We start from the raw sequence: 22701 nt of genomic DNA on the forward strand, positions 1-22701 counted from the left end.
CTATTTCTATTCTTAAATCGTAATCATTATGATTTATTATTGATTTTTTCTTTTCCATCATTTAATATAAAACGTAATCATTACGATTTAAAGGAGAGAGTATTTCATGAAAAAAGTACCTATCACTGTATTAAGTGGTTTTTTAGGAGCTGGAAAAACTACCTTACTACATCATATTTTGACTAATAAGAACAACTTAAAAGTAGCTGTTATCGTTAATGATATGAGCGAAGTAAACATTGATGCATCCCTTATCAAAAAAGGTGGTTTTTCACGTACGGAGGAAAAACTAGTAGAAATTCAAAATGGCTGTATTTGTTGCACACTACGAGAGGATTTAATGATAGAAGTGAATCGGCTTGTGGAAAACGGTGATATTGACTATATAGTTATTGAATCTTCCGGTATAAGTGAGCCGATTCCAGTTGCCCAAACGTTTACGTATACAGACGATGTTCTGAACATTGACTTAACAAAAAATTGTCGCCTCGATACGATGGTTACTGTTGTAGATGCAAATAGATTTTGGGATGATTTTGCAGATGGTGAAAGTTTATTAGACCGTAAGCAGGCAATTGATGAAAACGATACTCGGGAAGTTATTGATTTATTAATAGATCAAATTGAGTTTGCAAATGTAATTCTCCTTAATAAGATAGACCTACTAGAAAAAGAAGATGTGAGAGAGCTCCATCATTTACTTAAGAAATTAAATCCTAGTGCAAAAATTATTGAAACTTCATTTAGCAACGTACCACTGCAAGAAATTTTGAATACAAACTTATTCAATTATGAGGAAGCGAGTCAATCGGCGGGTTGGATACAAGAATTAAATAGTGAACATCATACACCTGAAACTGAAGAATATGGCATCAATTCCTTTGTGTATCGCCGTAAATATCCTTTCCATCCTGAACGCCTTATGAATTGGCTAGAAAAATGGCCTGTGGATGTCGTAAGAGCAAAAGGCTTTTTCTGGCTCGCATCACGTAATAATATGATAGGGCTTCTATCTCAAGCGGGTTCCTCTATTACAATTCAAGGAGCCGGTGAATGGATAGCGGCATTACCTGAAACTGAAAGAAATCAAATTATTACAGAAGAACCCGAAGTATTGAAAAGCTGGAACGAGCGATATGGAGATCGAATAACCGAACTCGTATTTATCGGAATTGATATGAACCGTTCTTTAATTGAACAATCATTAGATGATTGTCTATTAACAGAAAAAGAAATGGCAGAAAACTGGGATACATTCATTGATCCTATTCCAGCTTTTACTTACACTTCATAATTTAAAATAGAAAGGCTTCCGTAAACGAAAGCCTTTCTATTTTATCGTTCTCTTATTTAACAAACTTCTTTAATCTGAATAACAGCTTTACATAAAGAGAGAATTTTCAGTTTGTTTTTTATTCATTTCGTGATATATTGCATATTGTATACAATATATTTTTTGAAAGGAGGAATCAATACATGATGAATCCAAATCGTTTAAAAGGAATCATTATGGTTGTAATTGGTGCTTGTTTATGGGGATTATCCGGAACAGCTGCACAACAACTTTTTCAATATGAACATGTTTCTACTGAATGGTTAGTTACAATTCGATTGCTTATATCGGGCGTTATCTTGCTCATTATTTCATCATTCGGAACGAGAAAAAAAGAAATATTCAGCATATGGAAACAAAGATCTGATGCTACTAAAATGATATTGTTTGGCCTATTCGGTATGCTTGCTGTACAATACACGTACTTCGCTTCTATTAAAGAAGGAAATGCTGCCGTTGCAACATTATTGCAATATTTAGCTCCTATATTTATTACTGTATACTTACTTTTCAAATGGAACGTTCGTCCATCAAAAATTGATTTTATTTCAATTGCCCTTTCATTAGTAGGCACTTTCCTCTTACTAACAAACGGGTCTGTTCATAACTTAGCTGTTTCTACACCAGCTATTATTTGGGGTATTTTATCTGGATTATCTCTTGCTTTTTATAGTTTATATTCAAAAGAATTACTAGATAGATGGTCTTCCTCAGTTATCGTTGGATGGGGCATGATTATTGGGGGTATGGGTGTAACGATTGTACACTTTATTACTACGAAAGAATTCATTTTATTGTCAACGATGAAATATGTAAAACTAAATACCTTACCGCTCATCACATTTGTCATCATTTTCGGAACACTCATCGCATTTTATTTATACTTAGACAGCATACGATACTTAACCCCGAAAGAAACGACATTATTCGGTTGTACAGAACCACTCGCAGCTATTATTTCTTCTGTACTTATATTACATGTACCATTTCAATCTTTTCAGTTATTAGGGGCCCTTTGTGTCATTGTAATGGTGCTTATCTTAAGCCAAAAACCGGATGAAGGGAAACCCGAATTAAAGCTTGTTCATGAGAAAAAGGAAAATATACAATGAAAGGATTGAATTCACTATGCCTATCCCTCAAAATAATAAAAAACTAGGAAGAGTTTCAGCAAAATCACTCGTTTTAAATCAACTACAAGATTGGATTATTGAAGGTGTACTGAAGCCCAATGAAAAAATTAATGATGGGGAACTAGCTGAAGCACTAGGAGTAAGCAGAACACCTGTAAGAGAAGCGCTTCAAATATTAGAGCTTTCTGGATTAGTGGAAATGGTACCTGGACAAAAAACAAAAATTGCTCCTATTCAGTTAGACGACATTCCGATCATTTATGAGACGATGGCTGGTCTTCACTCTATTATAGGAAAACAAGCACTTCAAAATATTACAGACGCTGATTTGAAACTACTTTCTGTAATAAATGATGATTTTCAGTGCTCTATAGAGAAACAAAACACAAAACAAGCTTTACAACTAGATATACAATTTCACAATACCATTTCTTCTATTGCTAAAAATCAATATATTGAACCCTTTCTAGAAAATATGCAACTTCACGTTTTACGTCTTGAATACTTGTTTTTCCAAAACTTCGTTCCAGCAAGTCAATCTATTGAAGAACATCACTCCATCATTCAAGCACTGCAAAAGCAGGACGAAAAACAAATAGAACGAATGATGACTCAAAACTGGCTTCGTCCAATGAAAGAAATACAAAAAATAATTTCTACGAAATAAAAAGAGAGCTGGCTACACAAAATCGTAACCAGCTCTCTTTTTACTAATATATATAGCTATGCCTGAATATCTGCATAATCTTCCATATCTTCGTACTCTTTTTCCAATTCCTCTAAAGACAGCTCGTATAATTGTCGGTCACGAATTTTAAACACACCCGCTCCAATTAACTCATCAATTAAATGCCTCTTACGATTTTCAACAGCAAAACGGAGTTGACTACTCATCTTTTAAAAAACTCCTTTCTACGATCATTGAAAATGATAATCTTTATCAATTACCACTTTTGATTATAAAAGATGACTCTTTATAAGTAAAGTAATTTCATGAAATATTTACCTTACAAAGTATTTGTGGCCACATTATATATATGTATGCCGTGCGAAAAATGTTATGACACTTTTTCTTATCCTTTTTCTTTCATACTTTGCAAGTTGTCTCACTATGATTAAATTCACCATCTATTTCTACTTGAATGGTGACATGTTCTACATGAAACTTCTCTTTTAATACATCCGTAGCCTCTTTTAATACACTTTGTGTTTCATTTCCTTTAATAATCAAGTGGCAAGTTAATACTTGAAAATCCGATGTGACAGACCATATGTGCAAATCATGAACTTCTTTTACAACCGGAATATTTAATAATGTACTTTTTACCTCTTCCACATTTATGTGTTGTGGTGCACCCTCCATTAATATATGGACCGTATCACGTGTTACACGCCATCCACTAATAATGACTAAAATAGACACAAGAATACTAGCAATCGCATCTGCAGCAGTCCATCCAAAAAACTTAATAAGTAACGCAGCAATTATCGCTCCGACTGACCCTAATAGATCTCCTAATACGTGTAAGAAAGCACTTCTTAAATTTAAATTGCCCTTCACATCTCCGCCTCTCATTAATATCCAAGCTGATAAAATATTAATAAGCAGACCAAGTACAGCAATAATGAGCATCCCATTACTAGCAATCTCAACTGGCTCTTTAAAACGGCGAATTGCTTCAATAAAAATGTATACTGAAATGACAATAAGAACGACACCGTTACATAATGCCGCTAACATTTCGACTCGCTTATATCCATATGTTTTTGCAGTCGTTGCTGTTTTTTCTCCAAGCTTAAACGCAAGTAAACTTAAAGCTAACGATACCGCATCACTTAGCATATGCCCCGCGTCAGATAGTAGTGCTAAACTATTTGTTACAAATCCCCCAATAACTTCAGCAATCATAAAACTTGTTGTTAGTAAGAATGCGAATAGTAACGCCTTTTTATTTTTTGAATGACCATGATCATGTGAATGTCCCATACTAAGGCTCCTTTAAGGATAATATCTGTACATTAGTATGGAACAAACTCCCTATCTTTATCCCATTTCCTCTGTATACACACTTCGCTATTTTTCAAACAAGTCCTTTTTCTCAAATAAAAACAAGACTACTTCTTTTTTATTTTCATATTGTTTACTAAGGAAAGAATTTTTAAGGAGGGGACGAAATTGAAAAGATTATTTCTCTGTATGGAACGTGAACTTGTTGTAGTGAAAGAACGATATGGTAACTATGAAGCAGCGTATCACTTACAAAATATGCAACCTACCTGTATCGCTGTTGATCCATTTCAAAAGAATCGTATATATTGCGGCACTTTTGGACGAGGTCTCTGGTTAAGTGACGATAGCGGAGATTCATGGAGACCAATTGGAGATTCTTATCGTTACTTTGATTTCCCAAAAGAAGATGGTATTTTACATTCTTCGATCACTTCCATTACGATAAGCTCTAATGAACAAGTTAACGGATATGGCGTCGTTTATGTAGGAACAGAACCTAGTGCTTTATTCCGTTCGGAAAATGGTGGTGAAACGTGGACTGAACTTAAAAATATGAAATCATTATTATCTTCTTATACGTGGGCTTTCCCGCCCAGACCGTTTACCCATCACGTACGCTGGATTACAGTTGATCCAAATAATCCAAATACAATCCATGTTTCAATTGAAGCTGGTGCTGTTATTCAAAGTAATGATAGAGGGCATACATGGATGGATAAAAAATTCGGTGCTCCTATCGATGCTCATCAATTGCTTATGCACCCTGAAGCTCCAAATCGCCTTTATGCATCATGTGGTGACGGGTTTATGGGCGGACCTGATCGCGCATACCTCGAAAGTTATAACAGTGGAAACAGCTGGATTTCATGCAGCGAAGGACTTGAACATCATTATTTATACAGCATGGCTATCGATCCAGCTGATTGTGATACAATTCTCGTTTCTGCCGCACCAAGCGCTGACCTCGCTCATCACCGTATTCCTTATGAATCTTATATTTATCGTAAAACGAAAGATACTCCGTTCCAGCAAGTACAGCAAGGTCTACCATCAGCAATCGGTACAGTCATTTCAATGTTTGCGACAAATCCAGCAGAACCACATACGTTTTACACTTTAAATAACAATGGCGTGTTTCAATCCAATGATAGCGGCGAATCGTGGGAACAACTAAACATTCCGTGGAAAGATGAGTATAAAACACAACACCCGCACGCTTTACTTGTTACTAGTTCTTAAGGAGAAAAAGACTGCCTAATCGTTTTAGGCAGTCTCTCTTCTATTTCTTTAAATCAATTACAATATCATCTAGAACAATATCTTTACTCTTCGCTTCTTTTTTCGGTACTTCTATTTTCTTCTCTTTCCCATTCACATACTCCACTCCACCATGATTTTCAGGTGTATGAACTCGCAAGTGCACGTGAGGTGTAACGATAAGCTTTGTTGCATTTTTATTTAACTTTTGGAATGTGGAACTCCAACTACTTTTGTGCGGTTCTGCTACTGTACTAGTTCCGCCATTTCCTTCACCAGCATATTTATTTCCTAAATCATCTTTTATTTCTAATTCCACATCAGCGCTATCCCATATACTTCTTAATACTTTAGATTCTTCCTGATTGAAAAAAACGATAAATGACATCGGAGTTACTTCCATTTTGTCTATATTTACTTTTATTAATTCATTTTCAGAAACCCCATTAACCTTTACTTCTTTACTATCCATTGCTTTTAAACTAAGTGCGAAATTCCAGTTTCCCTTTATTACATTACCTTCATAATCCAACTCAATTGCCTCTATATCCCACCAAACATTTGCAACATCTAATCTTTCACTACCATGACCACTCATCGTAGTCATACCTACATATTTCCCCTCTCCAACTTTTGTAACGTTTGAACTACCTCCTCCGCCATCAAAGCCCATAACTTGCGGACTTCCAAATGGGAACGGTTTCTCTCCTAAATCTTTTTCGCTCTCAATAGAATATGTGATTGTAATAGTTCTACCATCGAACACAGCATCATTAATGGTAATCTTAACCCCATTACTCTCCCGCGTCATATTCAACTCAGTCGAAAACTCTTTATAATTTTCATATAGCCCTGTTCTACCATTATCTAAAAATCGGAATATATCACCTACAATTGGCAATCCCCCTGCATATGTAGGAAACCCAATACCAAGCGTTGCAACTGATAATCCTACTAAAATAGATGCAGCAGCAACGCCTTTTTTCCAACTTTTCATCTTTTTCTTCGTACGAATAGATTGTTTTAAGTTGCGCTTCACTTTTTCTTTTTCAATTTCAGAAGCCTCAATTTCCTCAAGTTCTTTCTCATCTATATCAATATCATTTAATAGTTCATAAATGTCTTTCATATTGCACTACCTCCAAAACTAATATTCGTAGCATTTTGTTGTAGTTTCTTTTTCCCCCGGTACACTCGATTATCGATCGCTGCCCGGGTTAACCCTAACTTGTCACCTATTTCCTCTGTCTTCATACCGAGTAAATATTTCATAATGAATACTTTTTGATCTAGCGGTTCTAATTGATTAATAAGCTTCAATAATTCTTCTCTATCTTCCATAACAATTAATTCATCTTCCGCTGACTTTTCCGTACTAATATGAAACTCATCCGAAATAATTTCTACTTTTTTAGTTGCCTTCCGGTAATAATCAATTGCTTTAAACTTCGCAATCGCTGCAATCCATTTTTTAAAATCATTCGGCTCTCCATGAAACTTATTTGCGTTATTCCAAATGGATAGGAAAATATCATTTACACATTCCTCTATAAGTCCATCATTTTGAATTGGAAGTAGAACTTTATGCGTGATTCCCTTGATGAGTGGTAAATATGTATCGACAACAAATTCTAGCGCATCTTCTTTTTGCCGCTGTAATCTTTTTATAAAATTTTTCTCATTTGATTTCATGTAGCGATTCCCCTTATTTTTTTGTAAAAGCTTTTACACCCTATATAACGTCTAGAAAAAATTTTTCTCTCATCTTTTTATTATTTTTTGTATGTAATGGAATACTTTCCCTTAGCCATTGTCTCACATAACTATGCATTCAAAGAAAATTTTCTCAAGTCTGCAATTTGATTCATGTAGTACACTATTTATATAGTCACTCTTTAACTTAGTGTACATTTTATTTCATTAATCTACTATTTTAAATTAGGAGATGAGATGTGTATGTGTGGAATTACAGGTTGGGTAAATTGGAATAAGGACCTTTCCAATGAACATGTTATTTTAGAAAAGATGGCACATAGTATTCAGCATCGTGGTCCTGATGCTGAAGGATTTTGGTTTTCGCCTCGTGCGGCCTTTGCACACCGGCGTTTAATTGTAATTGATCCAGAAGGCGGAACACAGCCGAAGACATTTCGTACTGGTGATTATACGTATGCTCTTACTTATAATGGAGAAATTTATAATTTCCGTGAGCTTAGAGAGCAACTTAGGAAATGTGGTCATACATTTGAAACGCATTCAGATACAGAAGTGTTACTACATGCTTATTTAGAATGGAAAGAAGACTGCGTACAACATTTGAATGGAATTTTCGCTTTTGCCTTATGGGATGATCAGAAGCAACAATTATTTTTAGCACGTGATCATTTAGGCGTAAAGCCACTCTTTTACACAGAAAGAAATGACAGCATTATTTTCGGATCTGAAATAAAAGCATTATTAGCGCATCCATCTGTCCCCGCTGAAATTGATGCGGGTGGCATAAATGAAATATTTGGATTAGGCTTATTTCGAACTCCAGGGTGTGGCATCTTTAAACATATTAAAGAAGTGCGTGCCGGACATTCTATAACATTTACACGTGATAAAAAAGTAATTACGAAGTATTGGAATTTAAAAAGTAAGGTCCATACAGATTCTATAGAAGATACATCATCACATATTTTATCTATTTTACAAGATACAGTAAAAAGACAATTAATTGCCGATGTCCCTCTCGTTTGCATGTTATCAGGAGGATTAGATTCTAGCGGTATTACTGCACTAGCGGGAAAAGAATTTGCTGCTGAAAATAAAACACTTCATACGTATTCCATTGACTTTGTAAATAGCGCAAAAGATTTCGAACTGACATTTGCTCGCACTGGTTTAGACGCTCCTTGGGTAAAACGCGTTTCTGAACATGTAGGGACATCTCATCATGATATTATTGTGAATGCTGAAGAATTAGCAAATCACTTATTCGTTCCTCTCCGTGCAAAAGATTTACCGAGTGCTGGTGAAATGGAAACTTCACTATATTTACTATTTTGCGAAATGAAAAAAGATGCGACCGTAGCTTTATCTGGCGAATCTGCTGATGAAGTATTCGGTGGATACCCTTGGTTTCATCAAGAAGAATTACTATATGTAGATAAGTTTCCTTGGCTAACAAATTGGAAAAATACATCTCCTCTTCTACTACATGAAGTAAGTAACCAATGTAATCTAGAAGAATATATTGATACACGATTCCAAGAAGCGATACTTGAAGTACCTACTCTTGAAGGCGAAAGTAAAAAATCCGCGAAACAACGTCAAATGTTTTATTTATTTTTAACGAGATTTCTTCCGTTCTTACTTGACCGTAAAGACCGTATGAGTATGGCCGTAGGATTTGAAGTTCGTGTACCGTTTTGCGATTATAGATTAGTTGAATATTTATGGAACGTTCCTTTCAACATAAAAAGCATTGATAATATTGAAAAAGGCATTTTACGTAGAGCATTAAAGCCTGCTTTACCTGATGATGTACGGAATAGAAGAAAAAGTGCTTATCCAACTTCACAAGACCCACATTATTTACAAACAATCCGTCATTTGTCACTCGACATGTGTAGTAATAAAAACAATCCTATTTTCTCTCTTATTAATCATTCCACATTACTTGCTATTGCCGATCAAAGTAATAAAGAAATTAACAATTTCGAAGCAAGAAGTGCTATGGAATACATGCTTCAAGTAAATGAGTGGTTAAAAACGTATCACATCCATATTGCTTAACAAAAAGGAGCTCAAGGATAAAAACCTTGAACTCCTTTTATATTAATTAGTACAACGTTTATTTTCAGTGTCAATGGACCATCCAATAATTGTGGCACAATCTCTACCTTTCCACTGCAGTACATTTGTTAATACTGGTTCAATCTGTAAGCAACTTCCGTCGTGTAATATTTCTATTAAAGATTGGTCATCATCAAACCTTCGTTTATCACACTCTAAAATACCGTCCGTTGCCATTACGATGTGATTCATTCCTTTTTCTAATCCTCTTACGCCTGACGTAAAACAAGGTGTATTTGCTGCAAAAATATTTTTCCTACCAATATATTCGTAATTCTTCCGCTTATTTAATCGCCCTTTACCATTTTTCGTTTTCTCAGAATGGAATAAATATGCGAAACAATCACCGACTGATAACCAATATAAAAATTCACCTTTTCGCAAACAAATTAAGCATGCAAGTTCCTCATCATCTTGATCACATTTTTCAATAAACAACTCATCTGTAAATAATGCTAATAAGTACATATGTGTATGATGAAAAGCTAAATGTATCGGGTAGGAAAATAACTCCTTTAGTTTCTCTTTTCTTTCTGAAATGGCTTCTATTATATAATCAATATTTTTTGTTTTGTGGTGTGTATCAAAAATCATAACAAATTCAAATTGTAATTCCGGATCCCACCAAGCAAGCACCGCATCTCCTCGTTCATATGCATCACTCTCTTGATTTCCCCCATATACGCCGACTGAAAGAGGACCACATTTTTCAACATGTATTTCATCTACATACATCTGTTCATGACTCATCCATTTGAATGTATTCACAGCTATCATCCTCTCTCTTGCTGAATGTATACCTTTACACATAGATTACCTTATATTTCAATAAAAATAAACTTTTTCAACATTTTTTATCCAAATAAAAGGATTTTACTTCTGTAATAACGAATATATCTTATTATACGATATAAAAACAGGAGGATTTATTATGAAAGACATCAATCAGCATTGGGAGAGCATTTATTATCACTTACGATATGAATATGAAGACAACCTTTCTCACCAAGCCATTCGTATTTTACAAATCATTTCTCGTGAGAAAGATATAACAATTGGAAAAGTCGCTACTGAGCTTACTCTCTCTCATAACACAGCATCTGAACACGTAAAGCGCCTTATTCAAAAAGGGTATATCATGAAAGAAAGAAACAAACAAGATGAAAGAGTTGTGAACCTTACTTTAACGAAAGAAGGCATTGAAGTATTAGAAAAGCATACTTTACTAGATAAAGAAAAGATAAAAATATTAGAATCGCAATTATCGAAAGAAGAACAACAAGTAATCGAAAAAGCTTTTTCGTTATTAGCGAAGGAGGCAAAGTATGCATTTCCTCGTTAAAGTAATCGTTTCGGCACTTATTATCGGTGTTATTACTGAAGTCGCTAAACATTATAGTACGATTGGCGGGTTTATTGCTGCCCTTCCTCTCGTAAGTTTACTAAGCCTATTTTGGATTTCTTTCGAAGGCGGGAACAAACAAGAATTAAGTCAATTTGCTATAGGTGTATTATATGGATTTCCTGCATCCGCACTACTATTATTTATCGTTTATATTGGATTAAAAAATTCGTTTTCACTTAGTACATCTGTCCTGTTCGGTATAGGTGTTTGGTGCATTGTTTTTGCTTGTCAAAAATTACTTCAATCTTAGTTAGGAGGGGTTACTATTTATAAACTTGTAGAGGTATTGGGGCAAACTATAGAAGTATATATGAAAGGAAGTAGTAAACAAACTGTAGTCATTCAAACCGGAATGACTTGCTCATTTTATGATTGGCTTCCTATTATAGAAAAGCTTTCACAGCACTTTACAGTCGTTTCCTACCATCGCCCAGGTTATGGAAAAAGTGAACTAAGGAATTATTCACGTACTACGTTACAAGTAACAAAAGAACTTCATATGTTACTACAAAAACTAGATATTCACGAACCAATCATTCTAATCGGTCATTCCTATGGAGGTTTATGTGCACAACATTTTGCGATGTTACATGAAGATAAGTTGCAAGCACTTATTTTAGTTGATTCTACATCCATGAACTTACACCGATTAGATGAACTTCATTTACTAATTTCTGATCAGACTGATTCGGATGATATGTGGCTTCAAAAATATAATACATACTCTAAAATGGATGTAGACATGCTTTCTAATGAACTAAAGCCAATACTCGCTAACCAATCAAGACAGTACATTGAATTTTCTACCTCTCCTACATTATATAAAGCGACAGCTTCTGAACTATCTACGTGGAAAAATTGTGCTCGCTCAATAAAAGAACTCTATAAAACATTAGAAGTACCTTTAATCGTTATCGGTAGAGACCCTCAATATTCTATTACTCAGTTGACTGAGGGCGGCATGCAAAAAGAGGAAGCGACACAACTTGAAGCAATGTGGCAAGAACTGATTCATGAACAATTACAACTCTCAATAAACAGCCAATATATACTTGCCGAACATGCTGGCCACGGAATTGAAAATGATCGACCAGATATTATCATTGAAGCGGTTCACTCCCTAAAAATAAAAAAAGGAAGCAACTAAAGCTGCTTCCTTACTTATCTATTCATAATCTTCTTCATCATCGATTTCTTCGTAATACGCATTCCCATTACTTACATATATAGGGCCATTCGCAACATCAATACGTAATACCCATGCCCACGGCACAGCTAAACGCTTATGTATTGCTCGCCAAAAGCTCATTGATTTTCTTTCGTACTCCTGGAACTCCTGAAGTAACTCTTTGTAGGAGGAACCGTCTAACTGAATATTTGCTTCTAACAAACGAGAATGAGCATAGTACTGCAGCTCTAGTTCAGCAGCAATTTCCATTTCTTCTTCCGTTGCCATACCAATAATTGTTCCATCTGGTGGTACAATTTCATATACGTTGTGAACTTCAATAAGCCCTTCTTTCTCTTTCTCAAACATGTAAACAGCCTCCTTTAACATATTTTTTATGTTACAAAGTCATACTTCTACAATAATATCTCTCTTTCCTCTTTTTTTGATAAACTTTTACAAATTATTTATCTGATGACCCGTATTCTCTATCCTTTCGGCAGAAACTAAATCCTCATTATGAAAATTCAACTTAAATATATCGGGCATACGAATTGTTTTCCAAAATCGAAAATCATATTTTGAATCAAAATAATTCATGAGTAATACCATAATATTCCCATGAGTTCCTATTACAATATTCTTACCTTCATATTTTTTTAATATATTTTGCATACATATTACAGCACGCCTTTGCGCTACATCATTCGATTCTCCGCCTTCGTGTGCAAAATCCCAATCTTCCCACACCTTTTGGACCGCATCATTAAAATCTGCTACTGACTCTGAACTTAATAACCTTTCTCGTAAATCTTCTTCTATTTGTATCGATACATCATATGTATTCGCAATCCCTTGTACAGTTTGAATTGCTCTTTTGTACGGGCTAGAAATCACTACATCAATATGTCTATCTTTTAATAACCTTGTTACATTCTCTGCATCCAAGTGTCCTTTTTCAGATAAAGGACGCTCCCGTTCTTCTTTTGTATAGGTAGAATGGGCATGGCGAACGAAATATATTGTTGTCATTTATTCATCTCCTTTTTCCGTTTCTACCCAAATTCAATACATTACCATCAAATCCCTTTACCTTTGTAATAAGTGCTTTCAAATTTAAATATTGATTTTCATATTAATAAAAGGAAACACCTCTATGGTATTTCCCTCATTTAAAATAGACTACATTCAATTAAATACTTTATCAATTTTATTTCTGTCGTATTCTAATATCCAATCATTATATGTATGATACATATTCCTAATTGTATTAGGAGAGGTAGCTAATACATCACAACCTCTATCATCATAAATGTGAAATATAGTATTCTTGTTAATATTTATGAAATACACCCTATGAAAAATACGCGGTTTTATCCCCATATCTTGATTACAAATTGCTTTTATCATAGGAATATATTTCAAGTCTGAAACTTTACATTTCAAAGTATATCTATGTGTTTTATATACCCCGTCTTCATCGTCTTCTGGAAAAACATAAGGGATTGTATTTTTCTGTAACTTAAACAAATCAGACTTCTCTTTTACATACTTAGAAAAGATATTCAATTTGTGTTTGAAAGTTTCACCGTCTGCATATTCATTTACATCCACTACGATATAAATATCATCTTCTGTTGCATGTAAAGACCGAAATAAAGTAATAGCTCTATTATAAACGCCCTCTAAATATGGGCAGTTTTCATAAATGTTATTGCAATCATAGTTCACACCTAACCTAAAGCGAATACCAATATCCCCATTATAAAATAAAGGTGGTCTAAGTTCTAAATTTGGAAACGTTTCAAGCATATACTCATTCAACCTCATCTCAACACCTACCTTTAACAGCTCATTGTTTACATAATAAAATTATTTCATTATAATTTATTTCTAAACTCTTCATCTGTTATAGCATCTCGAATAAAATAATCTACATTATTTCTCAGCTTTTGATATGCAACTTGATTTTCTATATCGTTAAACATAATGACAACTTCTACTTTATTCCCTTTCTTATCTATAGTATACAAGCTTTTTGTCAATACGAATGCGGTAGAGCCACCTTTTTGACCAGCATATTCAAACTTACTATTTTTAACTGTTCCTTTGAAAATGTTCTCGATTTCTTCTTGCATTGATTTTGGAAAATACTTTCTACTATTTATCTTTTCCATTATACTCATATAATCTTTAGCGTTTGCACCCACTAATCGATCTGACCAAATACGTTGGAATTCCATATCTACTTTTAATGGAATATCCCGTTTTTTCCATTCTTCTTCATCTTTCATCCATTCCTGTATTTGTAACACATGTTTATTATATTCATCTTTTGACATGTTACGTAACGTTTTTAATGACTGATTTTCTGGCACATGAAGTTCTTTTTCTACGTATCCTCTCATATATAGTGCAGCCGTATAAGAAGTAAACTTATCATGACTAGTAAGCTCTAACTCTTTTATGCTTTCATTTACTCTTTCTATTCCAAGCTTTTCTAACAAATATGTCGTATTTGCATTAGAACTATAATGAATCATACCTTTAGCGACTTCTTCTAAAGCGATTTGTCCATTTTTCACTAACTTTCTAGCTTCAGCGTCTTCTAACCAGTCAGGATGCGCTCCACCATCAGTGTTTTTAACGTAATATTTTTCTAGCTCCTGTAATGAAATTTGTTCATCTCGGCTTATCTTTCCTTCTGACACTTGCTTAGCAAATTCAACTGCTATTACGATTTTTGCCATACTCGCTAATGGTAATTTTACATTTTCATTTATAGATGTTACTACTTCTCCATTTCTTTTAATAAATAATGAACATGTTTCATCTTCTTTATGTTCTTTTATGTACTGTAATACATAATCAGGATCTTCTTTTGACAAATAGTAATTCATAATAACAAAGAAAGCTATAACAGCTACTATAATGACTCCTGCAACAATTCCTATAATTTTTAATATGTTCACAATATACCCCCTCTCATATATTCCCTTCTATATTATAATTATAACGAATCTAATTACAAAATTATACAAAATAGAATAACTCTTCCTAAAAAAGAGTTACTCTACTTCATATATTCACCCTGGTTGAAGAGTGTTCATTACGCGTATTTGATTTAACACAAAAAACATAGTAAGCTTTTTCATTAAATTCAAAGGAAAAAATATTAAACAGCTTGCAAAGACTTCTTTTCAAGTTGGATAGATTTTCTAAAGTCTTCAGCCTCAGCTAACTTTGTAAATTCAACCGTCTTGTTGTGGTTTTTCTTCACAACATTTTCTATCTCAGCCAACTCAACCCGGAAGAATTCTTTTCTTGTATTTACCTTGTTTACTCGTTTATCGGCAAACGCTTGATGAAGAGCACTTTCCAAAGCAGGAGCATCTTCACTAAAGATCATCCCATGTACATCAAACGTAAATGGAACCGATGCATCACCCAATTCTTTCACGCGATCCATTGGTTCTAAACGACGAGTCATACCTATTTTAAATACATTCTCACCAAATGAACCTATATTTGAAATGATATACACGTAACCGGCACGCGTGTTTTGTACTCTGTACAATACATCTTCTTTATTTTCCCTCGTATGTTCTAGCTGCGCTTCCAATTCTTTAAGCTTCTCAATTAATTTAGCTTGTTGTTTTTCAGTTGTTTCAGTCATTTGCATTTTTAATTTTTCAATTGCTTGCTCGAAGTGCTTTTCTTCTTTTTCCACTTTCTCTTTTGCTTTTTCTAACTCTTTTAATGCTTTTGCTTCTTCTCTCATGCGTTCTTTTATCTCAAGCTGCTCTTCTTTTTCTTCCTGTTTCATTTGTTCAAATGAATACTTTAAGTACAACTCTTCTATTTTTAAATTTAAATAACCTAACGTAATTGATACCTGTTGCATATCAGTAAGTTTGTTCAATTCATCAAAAATCTTTTTAATCCTTTGCTCACTTGCTTCGAGGTTAGAATATTTTACTTTTGTAATAATATTGTCGCATTCATTATTGAATGCTCTCAAGATAAGTTTAATTGTATCCAGTATGAACTCCTTGCCTTTCTTTCTATCATCTCCAATTGTCCAGTCCAAGCGATGAAATGTAGCTTCCCTATCCTTAACCATTTTCTTTTGTTTTTGTCGAATCTCATTCAATTTGCTTTTAAATACCTCGGACGTTTCAAAACCATACTTAGGATCTACAAATCCAAATGATTGCATGAGCATGTCCTCTTTTAGAAGGATAACTTCTCTTTGCAAACTATCAATCTCTTGAATAATCGCTTGTTTATTGGATGTAAATCCTTCAATCTCCTCACACAATTTTTTTTTAGATTCGGCTAGATTTACAAGGGATTGAACATCCTCAATTCTTTTTGTAAGGGTATCCTTTTCTTTATTCATATTATCAATTTGAGAGGAAAGACTATGTTTCACTTCCATTAGGTCTGTAATAGGTTTGAATGTTTCAAGCTCCGCTAAAACTTCTTGTTTAGTTAATGTTAGCTTTTGTAACTCTTCATTAAGACTCGCTATTTGCTCTTTAACATTTACAACTTTATCAAATCCATTTTCTTCCCATACTTGTTGTACTTTCTTCATTTCCTTATTCCGATTAATGATAAGAATAATTGCAATGATAGGGGGGATGATGAGGATCCATAAAGCAAATAATATTCCAGTGACCCATGGTGAATACAGAAATTTTTCTTTGTACATAGTTTTTTCTCCTTTACTTACTTTTTTATATTTATATTATAAACTCCCTAATATATTATAAAAAAGGCTATTTTTGTTAAGTTTTTTCGCGAAGATTGTTGCTAATGAATGACGTAAGAGTTCTTAAGCCTATAAAAAAACATGCCTTCATAAAGAGAGCATGTTTTGTGATATCCTTCACATTGTTTAGTTAAAAAAATAAATGTTTACTTACCATGATGTAACATTAAATCACTAAGTTCTTCTTCAATGTGATTTAATTTCGCAACGCCTTCTTTCCATTTATGAATATAACGTGAAACCCCAACGAAAAATAAAACGATAATTGTGGAAAGAATAATACCATACACGATTGTTACAGTACTCATAGTTACACTTCCTTATAATTAGTAATGTGGTTATTAGTTATATTTTTATTATAAACCTTTTTCTTTTAAAATACTTCAATTTCAACTTTTTGTAACAAAATTGATTTTTCTAATAATAATATTACATAACATGATAATGCTAGAAGAAATCTCTTTCAGATTTCTTCTAGCATTATCATTCAAAGAACTAAAACTCTCATTCATAATCCTTTTACTTTACACCCACTGAAACCGTTTCTGGCAATGTACTACCACCATCAATGACAATGTGTGTACCTGTTATGTAGCTTGATTCATCGGATGCTAAAAAACCTGCTAACTGACCTACTTCTTCAATTTTCCCTAAACGTCCTAAAGGAACACCTGAAGCAATTCCATCGATTACATTACTCGGCTCATTTGGATCAGATTCATTTGCTATTTGCTCTGCCATTGGTGTCATAATGTAACCTGGACAAATTGCATTTACGGTAATATGATGTTTTGCAACTTCTCGTGCTAACGCTTTTGTAAATCCCCAAATTGCTGCTTTCGTCGTTGCATATGCAGTTTCACCTTCATCAGCAACCAATGTTCCTGTTACAGAAGACATATTCACAATCTTTCCGTAATTTTTCTCAACCATATATGGCAATACCGCTTTAGAAAAATTCCATACCCCATTAATATTTACTTGAAATTGAAAATCACGCATTTCATCTGACATATCTAAAAAATTTGCAAGTCGAATAACACCGGCGTTATTTACTAACACATCAATCTTTCCGTACTTCTCATATGCATCTTTCGCTACTTCTTTAACAGCATCCATATCAGCTACATCGACTACATAACTTGCAGCATCTAACCCTTTACTTACAATATTTTTGGCTGTCTCATGAACTGTCTCTGAAATATCAACAAGTAATACTTTCGCCCCTAGCTCTGCAAATACATGAGCAATTCCAGCTCCGTTCCCCATCGCAGCTCCTGTAACAAAAGCAACCTTACCATCTAATTTCCCCATTTCATAACCCCCTTATAATATATAGAAAGCTTCTACACTTTTTATCATACCAAATATTCCCTCTCATTCTTTACAAAGCTCCATTTGTTGAAAAACGTTCAAAACTAGGAAAATTTTTCACAAATTATACAAAAGTTCACCATATGTACTATTACCATATGAGTTATATTATTTAATAGGAAAAAGGGGATGATATACTATGACGACTTGGTTTATTGTTATGTTAGTTGTATTTGGGGCATTTAAAATTATCGTTTCGAGCCTTCCTAACACTGTTATTGAATCCATTATTAGCAAGTACGAAACACATCCGCAACTGGAAGAAGAGAATGCGACTGTTACAATCAATGGAAATAACTTAGAAGGCGAACAAAAATCCAAAATTATTCATGATTTTAACGAAGGTTTATTTTTAGATCGCTATTATGCACCGCCACATAATGAGGGTACTCCTTTAATTATTAATGCAAAACGCGGCAAAAAAGATTTTACATTTTATATTTATAGTCATGAAGAGCATGTTGATGTTGTCAAGCAACATAAAAAGAAAGTAGTTGCTTATAGTTTACGCTCTAAAAATCTTCAAAATAATGATATGTTCGTGTCAGCTGATTTAGCTTAATACTCATATAAAAAAATGAATCCATGGCATATGGATTCATTTTTACTATTTACTGAAAAATAAGCTCTGTCTTCAAACTATCTTTCGGTAACAACCAGCCTTTTTTCTCTAAATTCGCCATTAATAATTCCCTTTGCTTTGTCGCAATACTTTCTTCATTTGTTTTAAATGACATTTCTATTACGAAGTCATCTTCTAATTTTCCGGTATTACTTAATGGCCAAATTTCAATATTTGCTTTTATGTTTTCAAACTCTCCTGTATATCGTTTCATTAATACAGGACCGTAAATACGGGAATTCTTTAACATCTCTTCTCCCCAATTTGTATACAACCATTTGTTCATTTTCCCTGGTAATTTTTCTATTAACATGTTTTGAGCAGCTCGTTCGTTTGGTAAATCAAGTATTCCATATCCTTTAGCACTGTAACTTTTCTTATTTGAAATGCTTAATGTTTTCTTCTCAAATCCCCAATCTATTTCCGCCTCATAACTATCCGTATTACTATCGAATCCTTCTTTTTTAGCTACTTCTAATGCATCTTGAATTACACCATTTGGAATAGGATATCTTTTTTTATATGTTAGTTCAAAATCTTTACTAAATTCTTTCTTTCGAATTCTCGCAAACCAACCTTCACTACTTAAATTTTTATTCGCTGTATCTAAAAATTGCACTTGTATTCTTTCATAATTTGTACCAGCCTGGAAATATTCTAGTACCTCTTCGTTCATCTCTTTGCTATAACCTAATACTTGTTCTGGCTTTAATAATAATTTCACTTCAAAACTAGGTTTCATCGGACTGGCGGTAAAGCCTTCCTTAACGTTATAAAGGAAACAACAACAGAAAATGCTTGCGAATACAAATACCTTTTTCATATACCGATCCCCTTTACATTTTAAATAACTTCTATACATTCCATTGCAAGTGAATACACATTTTCATACCCTGCCGTGCTAAGCTTTTCCTGCAATCGATCCGTATCCTCTTTCAAAGCGTGTACTAACACCGTATGTTCTGGTGATAATGTATTTAACATCTCTTTCACATCTCTTATACTTTGGTGAACTTTATATGGAACTCGCTTCACCCTACATTCTTTACCTACACGTTCCTTCAAAACTTTTTCTGCAAAACTCCCTTTCGCAATATGTCCAGTAAAGATAATAGAATTTCGTTCGTCATGCCGAAGTTGTTCATAATATAACTGCGCTCGCTTCGTTTGCATATTCGCATCACTCATTACAACTATTCCATAACTATGTTGCGTACCGCTGTCATCATCCATAACTATTATGTTTCTTTTTAAACTCTCCATTAGCTCTTCAAGTTCTTCATTATTTTTGATCCAATCTTTATATGCGAACATCTGTTGAAATCCATCCAAAATTTCTTGATCTACTATAATAGGGAGTTCTTTATATTTTTTATATAAATACAATACGAGATCTTGCGCCCTACCAAGGGGTGGCAATGGTAGTAATGTTATCCCTTTATTCCCGGCGGCGCGTTCAATTTCTGTACATAGTTCGTTTATTCGTTCATGTTGCGAAACATCATCAGTATGATAAGCGGCATCTACGATTGCGACTTTTATATCGCCGTGCAACTTCTCAGGTAAATTAGCTCGTAGTATGTTAGACTCTGCTGAGTAATCGCCAGAATAGAATACATATGTATGACTCATATCCAATAAAAACCAAACAGCTCCTAATACATGCCCACTATACCCCCATTGAAAACGCAATGTAGGGGTAATCTGTACCCATTCATTCGGATTGCTAATCTCATCAATATATACATAATTTAAATCTTTCACATGTTGATCGGTATAAGGTACATGCCATCCTTGCGCCAAATTGTAGTTTCTCCATTTTTCATAGTAAGCTGGGAGTTGCTCCTTCGTATAACGAGTTGTCCATATTTTTTTCTTATATCCATACTTCGCTAATAAAGGTAAGCCCATCGTATGATCTTCATGAATATGTGACAAAAATACTGCATCTAAAAACGGTACAACTTCCCGTTCTATTTTTGGATAACTATCCTCATATGATCGATTAATACCACAATCAAATAATATTTTCGTCTCTTTATTTTTTACAAAGTAGCAGGAGCGACCGTATTCTCCCGCTCCTCCCCATACTTCTATCCTCATCATACTACCCCTTTTCGTTTTTGCTCCATATGTTGCAGAAGTAATAAACATAGTGTTGTAAGTCCAACTGAAACGACAGCCATCGCCATTCCAATAGATACTTCTCCTTGTTCAAATTGAGCAAAAATAAATGTTGCTGACGTTTCTACCGATGGGGGTAGTACGAGAAGCGATGCTACTAGCTCCCTTATTGAGATTGTAAATGTCATCGCCCATCCAGCAAGAATGCCCGGGATAATAAGAGGTAATATTATTTTTCTGAAAATATACATATAATTCCCAGAAAAAATACTTCCTGCCTGCACAAGAGAATCATCAATTTGCCCGAGCGATGCTTTTACATACTGCACGGTATAAGGTAAAAAAAGAACGACGTACGTTACGATTACCATGACTGGTGTATTGTAAATGGACAGAGGCATATAGGGTGAATTCCAAAATAAAATAAGCCCTACAACCATCACGATTCCTGGTACCATATTCGGTAACATACCGCACATATCAAGCCATTTTTCAGAGGGCTTTTTCCCCTTTCGAATCATAAGCGCCAAAAAGACGCCAATCATAACAGCAATAATCGCTGTTATAAGTGAAAAAAGAAAACTGTTCCATAAGGCCTCTAATCCCGGAGAGCCGATTGTAAATAATGCTTCATAATGGCTTGTTGTAAAGTTATTTATATGTAGGCCACCACCTCTTAGTTTTGATAATGAAGCAATCAGTATAGAAAAATACGGGATTCCAATTGACACGATTAATAAACCAATTACATAGAACCATGCTACAGCGCGCACAAATATAGACAAAGTGTACCTTTTAGATTTCACACCTTTTCCACTAACCATTGCATATGAATACTTTCGATTTAATACGTTTTGCATATACCAAATGAGCATACATGCACTAAGTAATAAAGAAGATAATGCTGTTGCACTACTAAAATCAATTGGCCAACTCGAAATGAATTTATGAATCTCTGATGTTAACACATGAAATCCGATTCTTCGTCCAAATGTAGCCGGTGTTCCAAATTCAGCAATCGTCTTTACGAAAATGAGTAAAGCACCCATTACATAACTTGATACTAATAACGGCAATATTATTTTTCTTAAACGATAGAAAAAGCTTCCACCATGAACTGCTGCCGCTTCTTCTTTACTACTCCCAATTTGAAGTAATGTATTCTTCAACATGAAGTAAAGAAATGGGAATAAATGCAGACTCATAATTAAAACCATACCTCCTAAGCTAAAGAACGAAGATGAAACCGTCTTTAGCATCGGAAAAAACTGTTCAAAATAGCCGTTCGGTTGCATGAACAAAATCCAGCCCATCGATCCAATATACGGCGGTGTCATAAATGGAATCATAAAAACAATATCTAATTTGCTATGCTTTCCAACATCTGTTTTGCTCATAATGAAAGCCAATGGAAATGCAAAGATGGTTGCCCCTATTACTACGAGTACACCTAGAAGCATCGAATTTAGAAAAATTCCAGCTAATCCACCACTCTGCATCACTTCAAACGGCTTTAAAAAATTCCAACTACTATTTTCATATACACTAGAAAGTAAAATGAGAAAAAGCGGGATGACGATTAACATCGCCACAAGTAACAACGCTACCGTCATCCCAACTTGCCTTACTGATCCAAATCGATTTACCATGTAATCAC

Annotated in this window: 24 protein-coding genes; 9 read left to right on the forward strand and 15 right to left on the reverse strand. The window is 34.2% G+C overall.

All coding sequences use genetic code 11. The annotated features are described in order from the left end of the window. The first annotated feature begins 106 nt into the window (after window positions 1-106). From LMD38_RS17800 to LMD38_RS17810, 3 genes are all read left to right on the forward strand, one after another. Window positions 107-1294 (forward strand): GTP-binding protein, encoded by a 1188-nt coding sequence (locus LMD38_RS17800; protein ID WP_061183321.1) that lies wholly within the window; start codon window positions 107-109, stop codon window positions 1292-1294. Window positions 1295-1479: 185 nt separating this feature from the next. Beyond that, window positions 1480-2445 (forward strand): DMT family transporter, encoded by a 966-nt coding sequence (locus tag LMD38_RS17805; RefSeq protein WP_061183351.1) that lies wholly within the window; start codon window positions 1480-1482, stop codon window positions 2443-2445. 16 nt (window positions 2446-2461) lie between these two features. Then, window positions 2462-3133: a GntR family transcriptional regulator gene (locus tag LMD38_RS17810; RefSeq protein ID WP_061183350.1), complete on the forward strand. Its 672-nt coding sequence runs from the start codon at window positions 2462-2464 to the stop codon at window positions 3131-3133. Between the two features lie 56 nt (window positions 3134-3189). Here LMD38_RS17810 and fbpA read toward each other — a convergent pair whose 3' ends face one another. Next, the gene (gene fbpA, locus LMD38_RS17815; protein WP_000098301.1) at window positions 3190-3360 is read right to left on the reverse strand and encodes a Fur-regulated basic protein FbpA; all 171 of its coding nucleotides are present in this window, start codon (window positions 3358-3360) and stop codon (window positions 3190-3192) included. Window positions 3361-3553: 193 nt separating this feature from the next. Then, the gene (locus tag LMD38_RS17820) at window positions 3554-4453 is read right to left on the reverse strand and encodes a cation diffusion facilitator family transporter (RefSeq protein ID WP_061183322.1); all 900 of its coding nucleotides are present in this window, start codon (window positions 4451-4453) and stop codon (window positions 3554-3556) included. A 189-nt stretch (window positions 4454-4642) separates the two neighbouring features. Here LMD38_RS17820 and LMD38_RS17825 point away from each other — a divergent pair, with 189 nt between their 5' ends. After that, window positions 4643-5716 carry a WD40/YVTN/BNR-like repeat-containing protein gene (locus LMD38_RS17825; RefSeq protein ID WP_016717107.1) on the forward strand — a complete coding sequence of 358 codons (1074 nt, stop codon included), beginning with the start codon at window positions 4643-4645 and terminating at the stop codon, window positions 5714-5716. A gap of 40 nt (window positions 5717-5756) precedes the next feature. Here the strand turns inward: LMD38_RS17825 and LMD38_RS17830 are convergent, their stop codons facing one another. Together LMD38_RS17830 and LMD38_RS17835 are read right to left on the reverse strand one after the other, a co-directional pair. Further along, on the reverse strand, window positions 5757-6863 hold the full coding sequence (locus LMD38_RS17830; RefSeq protein ID WP_228919825.1) for a DUF4179 domain-containing protein: 1107 nt from the start codon (window positions 6861-6863) through the stop codon (window positions 5757-5759). Continuing rightward, on the reverse strand, window positions 6860-7426 hold the full coding sequence (locus LMD38_RS17835) for a sigma-70 family RNA polymerase sigma factor (RefSeq protein WP_061183324.1): 567 nt from the start codon (window positions 7424-7426) through the stop codon (window positions 6860-6862). Before LMD38_RS17835 ends, LMD38_RS17830 begins: the two co-directional genes overlap by 4 nt. Window positions 7427-7690: 264 nt before the next feature. Here LMD38_RS17835 and asnB point away from each other — a divergent pair, with 264 nt between their 5' ends. Then, window positions 7691-9514: an asparagine synthase (glutamine-hydrolyzing) gene (gene asnB / locus LMD38_RS17840; RefSeq protein WP_074585823.1), complete on the forward strand. Its 1824-nt coding sequence runs from the start codon at window positions 7691-7693 to the stop codon at window positions 9512-9514. Between the two features lie 42 nt (window positions 9515-9556). On the opposite strand, the gene LMD38_RS17845 is transcribed toward asnB, so the two are convergent. Next, on the reverse strand, window positions 9557-10384 hold the full coding sequence (locus LMD38_RS17845) for a PP2C family serine/threonine-protein phosphatase (RefSeq protein ID WP_228919827.1): 828 nt from the start codon (window positions 10382-10384) through the stop codon (window positions 9557-9559). A gap of 121 nt (window positions 10385-10505) precedes the next feature. Between LMD38_RS17845 and LMD38_RS17850 the strand changes: the two genes are divergently transcribed. The 3 genes from LMD38_RS17850 to LMD38_RS17860 are packed head-to-tail and all read left to right on the forward strand — an operon-like array spanning window position 10506 to window position 12126. Then, on the forward strand, window positions 10506-10916 hold the full coding sequence (locus tag LMD38_RS17850; protein ID WP_061183326.1) for a MarR family winged helix-turn-helix transcriptional regulator: 411 nt from the start codon (window positions 10506-10508) through the stop codon (window positions 10914-10916). Further along, window positions 10900-11229: a DUF3147 family protein gene (locus tag LMD38_RS17855; protein ID WP_016717102.1), complete on the forward strand. Its 330-nt coding sequence runs from the start codon at window positions 10900-10902 to the stop codon at window positions 11227-11229. Before LMD38_RS17850 ends, LMD38_RS17855 begins: the two co-directional genes overlap by 17 nt. 60 nt (window positions 11230-11289) lie before the next feature. Next, complete coding sequence (locus tag LMD38_RS17860; protein WP_289814197.1) at window positions 11290-12126, forward strand: alpha/beta hydrolase; 837 nt, start codon at window positions 11290-11292, stop codon at window positions 12124-12126. An 18-nt stretch (window positions 12127-12144) separates the two neighbouring features. Here the strand turns inward: LMD38_RS17860 and LMD38_RS17865 are convergent, their stop codons facing one another. From LMD38_RS17865 to ucpA, 7 genes are all read right to left on the reverse strand, one after another. Continuing rightward, window positions 12145-12516 (reverse strand): hypothetical protein, encoded by a 372-nt coding sequence (locus LMD38_RS17865; protein WP_000461775.1) that lies wholly within the window; start codon window positions 12514-12516, stop codon window positions 12145-12147. 87 nt (window positions 12517-12603) lie between these two features. After that, window positions 12604-13179, reverse strand: coding sequence for a histidine phosphatase family protein (locus LMD38_RS17870; RefSeq protein WP_016717100.1), 576 nt, complete (start codon window positions 13177-13179; stop codon window positions 12604-12606). Between the two features lie 156 nt (window positions 13180-13335). Continuing rightward, on the reverse strand, window positions 13336-13977 hold the full coding sequence (locus LMD38_RS17875) for a DUF3885 domain-containing protein (RefSeq protein ID WP_029141095.1): 642 nt from the start codon (window positions 13975-13977) through the stop codon (window positions 13336-13338). 50 nt (window positions 13978-14027) lie between these two features. Continuing rightward, the gene (locus tag LMD38_RS17880) at window positions 14028-15119 is read right to left on the reverse strand and encodes a serine hydrolase (protein WP_061183329.1); all 1092 of its coding nucleotides are present in this window, start codon (window positions 15117-15119) and stop codon (window positions 14028-14030) included. A gap of 203 nt (window positions 15120-15322) precedes the next feature. Further along, entirely contained in the window at window positions 15323-16864 is a 1542-nt protein-coding gene (locus LMD38_RS17885; protein ID WP_228919831.1) for an SNIPE associated domain-containing protein, read from the reverse strand. A 206-nt stretch (window positions 16865-17070) separates the two neighbouring features. Then, window positions 17071-17232, reverse strand: coding sequence for a hypothetical protein (locus tag LMD38_RS17890; RefSeq protein ID WP_000109006.1), 162 nt, complete (start codon window positions 17230-17232; stop codon window positions 17071-17073). A 211-nt stretch (window positions 17233-17443) separates the two neighbouring features. After that, on the reverse strand, window positions 17444-18238 hold the full coding sequence (ucpA, locus tag LMD38_RS17895) for an SDR family oxidoreductase UcpA (RefSeq protein ID WP_000517016.1): 795 nt from the start codon (window positions 18236-18238) through the stop codon (window positions 17444-17446). 199 nt (window positions 18239-18437) lie between these two features. On the opposite strand from ucpA, the gene LMD38_RS17900 reads away from it, so the two are divergent. Beyond that, window positions 18438-18860: a YfmQ family protein gene (locus LMD38_RS17900; protein WP_073529983.1), complete on the forward strand. Its 423-nt coding sequence runs from the start codon at window positions 18438-18440 to the stop codon at window positions 18858-18860. Window positions 18861-18909: 49 nt separating this feature from the next. Here the strand turns inward: LMD38_RS17900 and LMD38_RS17905 are convergent, their stop codons facing one another. The 3 genes from LMD38_RS17905 to LMD38_RS17915 are packed head-to-tail and all read right to left on the reverse strand — an operon-like array spanning window position 18910 to window position 22693. Next, window positions 18910-19743, reverse strand: a complete 834-nt coding sequence (locus LMD38_RS17905) for a hypothetical protein (protein ID WP_228919832.1) — start codon at window positions 19741-19743, stop codon at window positions 18910-18912. 20 nt (window positions 19744-19763) lie between these two features. Then, window positions 19764-21026: an MBL fold metallo-hydrolase gene (locus tag LMD38_RS17910; RefSeq protein ID WP_153044380.1), complete on the reverse strand. Its 1263-nt coding sequence runs from the start codon at window positions 21024-21026 to the stop codon at window positions 19764-19766. Then, the gene (locus tag LMD38_RS17915; protein ID WP_228919833.1) at window positions 21023-22693 is read right to left on the reverse strand and encodes an ABC transporter permease; all 1671 of its coding nucleotides are present in this window, start codon (window positions 22691-22693) and stop codon (window positions 21023-21025) included. The genes LMD38_RS17910 and LMD38_RS17915 overlap by 4 nt, the downstream gene beginning before the upstream one ends. Window positions 22694-22701 lie beyond the last annotated feature (8 nt).

Source organism: Bacillus pacificus, from assembly GCF_020861345.1.
Classification (GTDB): Bacteria; Bacillota; Bacilli; order Bacillales; family Bacillaceae_G; genus Bacillus_A; species Bacillus_A pacificus.